The sequence below is a fragment of the Leyella stercorea genome, from assembly GCF_021531355.1.
Taxonomy (GTDB): domain Bacteria; phylum Bacteroidota; class Bacteroidia; order Bacteroidales; family Bacteroidaceae; genus Prevotella.
The window spans coordinates 22,576-29,255 of sequence record NZ_JADYTS010000040.1; the positions used below are offsets into that span (position 1 = coordinate 22,576).

Below are 6,680 nucleotides of genomic sequence, written 5' to 3' on the forward strand. Positions count from 1 at the left end.
AAATGCTGAAGAAATATATGATGCTGGCTGCGCTGTTGCCTATGATGGCAGCAGCCCAGACCGTAAAGTCGCCCAACGGCAATGTGGCGCTTACCTTCTCGCTCTCAGACAAGGGACAGCCTACATACGAGATGTCGTACAAGGGTAAGGCTGTGTGTAAGCCTTCTCATCTCGGATTGGAGCTGGCTAAGGACAAGCACGCATCAAAGGGAATGGACGAGACCGACCTTATGGACGGTTTCACAGAGACAGGCAGCAAGACATCGACCTTCGATGAAACCTGGAAGCCTGTATGGGGCGAGACTTCTACCATCCGCAACAACTACAACGAGATGGAGGTAAACCTTACTCAGAAGTCTTCAAAGCGTAACATCACCATCCGTTTCCGTGTTTACGACTACGGTATGGGACTTCGCTATGAGTTCCCGCAGCAGCAGACGCTCAACTATTTCGTGATAAAGGAGGAGCACACACAGTTTGCTATGGCAGGCAATCATACTGCCTACTGGATTCCGGGCGACTACGACACGCAGGAGTATGAGTACAACATCACTCCGCTTACGGGCATACGTGAAGTGATAGCCAAGAACCGTGAGGCTTACAAGAGCAACTCGTCTACAACAGTATTCTCAGATACCGGTGTGCAGACTTCGCTGCAATTGAAGACCAACGACGGCCTGTACATCAACATACACGAAGCCGCTTGCTTGGATTATCCGACAATGCACCTCAACCTCGACGAAAAGACTTTGACCTTCGAGTCATGGCTTACGCCCGATGCCGTGGGCCGTAAGGGATTCATACAGACACCGTTCAACACGCCTTGGCGAACAGTAATGGTGAGCGATGATGCCCGCGACATGCTCTCGTGCAAGCTTACGCTCAATCTTAACGAGCCTTGCAAGATAGAGGATACTTCGTGGATTCATCCTACAAAGTATTGCGGTGTGTGGTGGAACATGATTGTCGGCACCAAGACATGGAGCTATACCAACGACCTTCCGTCGGTTCGTCTCGGTGTGACCGACTACAGTAAGTGCAAGCCCAACGGCACACATGGTGCAACAAACGATGAGGTGAAGCGCTATATCGACTTCGCTGCAAAGAACGGTTTGCAGCAAGTTCTGGTAGAAGGATGGAACGAAGGATGGGAAGACTGGTTCGGACACCAGAAGCTCGATGTCTTCGACTTCGTGTCGCCTTATCCCGACTTCGACATAAAGATGCTCAACGACTATGCCCATTCTAAGGGCGTTAAGCTGATGATGCACCACGAGACATCTTCTGCAGCACTCAATTACGAGCGCCACTTGGAGGATGCTTTCCGCTTGATGAACAAGTATGGTTATGATGCCGTTAAGACCGGATACGTCGGCGACATCATTCCGCGAGGCGAATATCACTACAGCCAGCTGATGAACAATCACTATCAGCGTGTCATTGAGACTGCCGCAAAGCACCACATCATGGTGAATGCTCACGAGGCAACACGTCCTACGGGCATCTGCCGCACATGGCCTAACCTCGTAGGCAACGAGAGTGCACGCGGTACGGAGTATGAGGCATTCGGCGGAAACGTAGCTTACCATACCGTGATGCTTCCGTTCACCCGTCTGCAGGGTGGTCCGATGGACTACACACCGGGCATCTTCGAGACACGTCTCTCCGAGTGGAGCCAGAACAAGAGCTTCGTTCACACCACACTCTGCGGTCAGCTCTCGCTCTATCTGGTCATGTACAGTCCGCTTCAGATGGCTGCCGACCTGCCCGAACACTACGAGAAGTATGACGACGCATTCCAGTTCATTCGCGACGTGGCTTGCGATTGGGACGACTCGAAGTATCTGGAGGCAGAGCCTGCCAAATACATCACCGTGGCACGCAAGGCAAAGGGTACTGACAACTGGTTTGTAGGAGGCAAGACAGGCGAAGAGGCTCGCACCGCTACAGTGCGTCTCGACTTCCTCGATAAGGGCCGCAAGTACGACTGCGCTATCTATCAGGACGCCAAGGATGCCGACTACGAGCACAATCCTAAGGCTTATCAGATTCTGCACAAGACCGTCAAGAAGGGCGATGTGCTGAAGATTAAGGAGGCACGCGGTGGCGGTTTCGCTGTGTCGCTCATTGCTAAATAATAACAATACACTACGCTACTGACATGAACAGAAATTATTTGTTTACGGCATTTTTTGCCGCAATGCTTACATTGAATGCCAATGCTCAGGGGCGCTTTAATGAGATGGAATACGGCAAGACACAAACCGTATTCCATCTCAACGCGTCTTCTACCCCCAAGCTCCGCCTGTACAAGAGCGGACAGGGAGGCAAACCCGTCAAGACCGTTAAGATGCGGGCTATAGGCAACGACCGTTGGGAAGCCACAGTCAAGGGCAATCTTGCCGGCATGTTCTACACCTTCGACATCGGCAAGGGCGAGTGTCCTGGCACGTTTGCCAAAGCTGTAGGCGTAAACGGTAACCGTGGAGCCATACTGAACATGGCTGACACCAATCCAGAAGGATGGGCTGACGACCGTCGTCCAGCTCTTGCTTCGCCTGCCGACCAGGTTATCTACGAGCTTCACATGCGCGACTTCTCTATCAGTCCCACTTCAGGCATGCAGCACAAGGGCAAGTATCTGGCTCTTACAGAACCTCGCGCCATAGCCTATCTGAAGAGTCTCGGCATCAACGCCATCCATTTCCAGCCTCTATTCGACTATGCTTCTGTAGACGAGACGCAACTGCACCGCCCACAGTTCAACTGGGGCTACGACCCGAAAAACTATAATGTGCCCGAAGGAAGCTACTCGACTGACCCATACACACCGGCAGTGCGCATACGTGAGTTCAAGACTATGGTGCAGGCATTGCACAAGGCAGGCATCCGCGTAATCTTCGATGCTGTTTATAATCATACGTTCGACATCGAAGGCAGCAACTTCCAGCGCACTTATCCCGACTATTACTATCGCAAGACAGCCGACGGACGTTATTCGGACGGTTCAGGTTGTGGCAACGAGACGGCATCGGAGCGTCCGCTGATGCGCGAGTTTATGATTGAGAGCGTGAAGTACTGGATCAACGAATTCCACATTGACGGATTCCGATTCGACCTTATGGGCGTTCACGACATCGAAACTATGAACCAGATACGTGCCGCTGTCGACGCAATAGACCCTTCTATTTATATATATGGTGAGGGATGGAGTGCCGGAACGTGTGCCTATCCGCAGGAGAAGCTTGCCATGAAGGCTTCAACCTACAAGCTTAACGGCATCGGAGCGTTCAGCGACGACATGCGCGACGCTCTTCGCGGTCCGTTCTCCGACGACACCAAGGGAGCTTTTCTTGCCGGAATAAAGGGCGAGGAGGAGAGTCTGAAGTTCGGAATAGTTGGTGGCATAGCCCATAATCAGGTTGACATGACTCGTGTCAACTACGATAAGAAGCCTTGGACCAACGAGCCAACGCAGCAGATAAGCTATGTAAGCTGTCACGACGACATGTGTCTGGTAGACAGATTGAAGGCGAGCGTGTCCGGACTGAAAGATATGACACGCAGCCAAGCCGAACGACAGGCAGAACTGATACGCCTCGACCTGCTTGCACAGACGGCTGTGTTCACGTCGCAGGGCGTGCCCTTCATGCTGGCAGGCGAGGAAATGCTGCGCGACAAGAAAGGCGTGCACAACAGTTTTTCGTCCCCCGACAGCATCAACGAGTTCAACTGGGACAATCTGAAGCAGTATCCTCAGGTGTTTGAGTATTATCGTGGTTTGATACATCTCCGCAATAATCATCCCGCATTCCGTCTTGGCAAGGCAGAAGCCGTGAGAGAGCATCTGGAGTTTATAGCCACCGACGATTGTCTTGTAGCTTTCCGATTGAAGAACCTTGAAGGTATCGACTCGTGGAAAGACATCATCGTGGTGCTCAATGCCAATAAGGAGGCGAAGACAATAGCCATACCCGAAGGTGAATACACCGTAGCTTGCTGCAACGGAGTGATAAACGAGCAGGGCATCGGACTCTCGTTCAATGCCAGTGAGGCTAAAGTCAATGCGCAGTCGGCATTGATACTTTATCAGAAGTAGAACTAATTAATTTATCTAAAAACCTAAATCAGATAATGAAGAAAAAACTTGTATCGTTAATGATGCTTATGAGTGCTATGAGCTTGAACGCTGCGGTGACAGTCGACCGTATCGAACCTACCAACTGGTATGTAGGCATGAAGGATGCCTCGCTGCAACTTATGGTGTATGGCAAGGATGTGCGCAATGCCGATGTGGAGGTGAATTATCCCGGAGTGCGTATCGATTCTATAGCCCGACTCGACTCGCCCAACTATCTGTTGGTATACCTCAACCTTGAAGGTGCCAAGGCTGGCGAGATGACAATGAGTTTCAAGCAGGGCAAGCAGACCAAGAAGGTGAAGTATCTGCTGAAAGACCGCGCTATGGCGGGCGACAAACGCATTGGCTTCAGCAACGAAGACGTGCTGTATATGCTCATGCCCGACCGCTTTGCCAACGGCAATGTGAAGAACGACGCTTTCAAAACTATGCGCGACAAGACTTGCGACCGCACTGCCCCAAGTTTGCGTCACGGTGGTGACCTTGAAGGTATTCGCCAGCACCTCGACTACTTCAACGAGCTTGGAGTAACGGCGCTGTGGTTTACACCGGTTCTTGAGAACGACAGTCCGAGCAATGGCGTGAACTCAACCTATCACGGCTATGCCACTACCGACTACTATCGTGTAGACCCACGTTTCGGAACCAACGACGAGTATAAGCGTCTTGTAGACGAGGCTCACAGCAAAGGTCTGAAGGTGGTTATGGACATGATTTTCAATCATTGCGGTTTCGACCATCCATGGGTAGCCGACATGCCCTCGAAGGACTGGTTTAACGCTCCCGAATGGCTCTCGCCCGAATATCAGACAGCCGAGCATCAGAAGAAACTGGACACCATGGACGGCGATGCCAAGGTCAACGACAAGTATCTGCAGACCAGCTATAAGCTTACACCGGTGCTCGATCCGTATGCAAGCAAGGTAGATTTGCGTGAAACAGTAGACGGATGGTTCGTGCCTACAATGCCCGACCTCAACCAGCGCAACCCTCACGTGATGAAGTATCTGATTCAGAACAGCGAATGGTGGATAGAGACAGTCGGCATAGACGGCATCCGTATGGATACATATCCGTATGCCGACCGCGACGGAATGGCACTGTGGATGAAGACACTCGACAAGGAATATCCCAACTTCAACACAGTTGGTGAGACATGGGTGACCGAACCTGCCTATACGGCAGCATGGCAGAAGGACAGTAAACTGTCGGACAAGAACAGCTATCTGAAGACTGTCATGGACTTCGCCTTCTTCGACCGTATCAATCAGGCTAAGCATGAGGAGACCGATGATTGGTGGAACGGAATGAACCGCATATACAATGTGCTGTGCTACGACTACCTTTATCCCAACCCGAAGAGCGTAATGGCTTTCGTGGAGAACCACGACACCGACCGATTCTTAGGAGAAGGCAAGGATACTCTGGCTCTTAAGCAGGCGTTGGCGCTGCTGCTGACCATCAACCGCACTCCGCAGCTATACTACGGAACTGAGGTGTTGATGAACGGAACCAAGAGCGTTACTGACGGCAACGTGCGTAAGGACTTTCCTGGAGGTTGGGCTGACGACAAGCAGAACGCCTTCACGGCAGAAGGACGTACCAAGGCGCAGAACGATATGTTCAGCTGGACAAGCCGACTGCTGCATTGGCGTCAGGGCAACGAGGTGATTACAAAGGGCACACAGACCCAGTTCTGCTCACATAAGGGCATTTACGTCGTCGCACGCCAGTATAACGGCAAGAGTGTAATGACCGTTATCAACGGAAAGAACGAGGCTGCCGAACTCGATGTGAAGCGTTATGCCGAGATAATAGGCGATGCCCAAAAGGCTGTTGACGTTACAACCGGTCGCAATGTCGTAATCAGTCATAACGTAAAAATGCGTCCGCGCCAGACCATGGTATTGGAGTTTTGATGTACAATATTTGCATTTCTAACGCTCAATACTGCGAGTTGAACGCACAAGAAGATCTTTAGCTCGAAATTCTCGAGTTTTGAGCGTGCAGAACTTAATTCGTTTATAACCAGAATGTTATAACTATGACGGGGCAAGGTGAGCAAAAAGCGAAACCTTAAAAGGACTCCTTTTTTTTGCAAAAGGACAACTATTGCCCTCCAATAGTACTCCCGTTGCATACCATTTAGGGCTTCTTTGCCTTCCAAAAGGACTACATTTGGAAGGCAAGGAAGCCCTAAATGGTATGTAGAGGGGTCACCTACCCCTCAAAAACTATAAAAAACCGTTTCAGAAATCTCTAGAATCGATTTTTTATTTGTAACACTTTTTTACTGCCTGTACGATATTTGCATTGTCCTTTTTAACGATTCTTATCGTACATAAATATCGCTACTCGTAAGCGTATCTACTAGCATCGCGGATACGCTTACAAAGCTCGCTTAATTTGCAGAAAAGAAGTCCCGTGCAAATTTTATTATCGGTTAGCCTGCTTGTTCTGCTTAATCCCAAATCGGTCATTAGGATTTCTCTGTGTCGTACGGCAAAGAGAAATCCTTTAATTTTTCCCATATAGATAA

4 protein-coding genes are annotated in these 6,680 nt (G+C 50.4%); 3 read left to right on the plus strand and 1 reads right to left on the minus strand.

All coding sequences use genetic code 11. From position 1 onward, the window contains the following. Positions 1-2 precede the first annotated feature (2 nt). The 3 genes from I6E38_RS09590 (at position 3) to I6E38_RS09600 (ending at position 6,060) form a co-directional block, all read left to right on the plus strand. Complete coding sequence (locus tag I6E38_RS09590; protein WP_235393778.1) at positions 3-2,138, plus strand: glycoside hydrolase family 97 protein; 2,136 nt, start codon at positions 3-5, stop codon at positions 2,136-2,138. Between the two features lie 62 nt (positions 2,139-2,200). After that, positions 2,201-4,099 carry a type I pullulanase gene (pulA, locus tag I6E38_RS09595; protein WP_407936655.1) on the plus strand — a complete coding sequence of 633 codons (1,899 nt, stop codon included), beginning with the start codon at positions 2,201-2,203 and terminating at the stop codon, positions 4,097-4,099. A gap of 35 nt (positions 4,100-4,134) precedes the next feature. Beyond that, the gene (locus I6E38_RS09600) at positions 4,135-6,060 is read left to right on the plus strand and encodes a glycoside hydrolase family 13 protein (protein WP_235393780.1); all 1,926 of its coding nucleotides are present in this window, start codon (positions 4,135-4,137) and stop codon (positions 6,058-6,060) included. Between the two features lie 432 nt (positions 6,061-6,492). Here the strand turns inward: I6E38_RS09600 and I6E38_RS09605 are convergent. Beyond that, positions 6,493-6,680 (minus strand): hypothetical protein (locus tag I6E38_RS09605; RefSeq protein ID WP_235393781.1); only part of this gene is annotated, 188 nt, incomplete at its 5' end.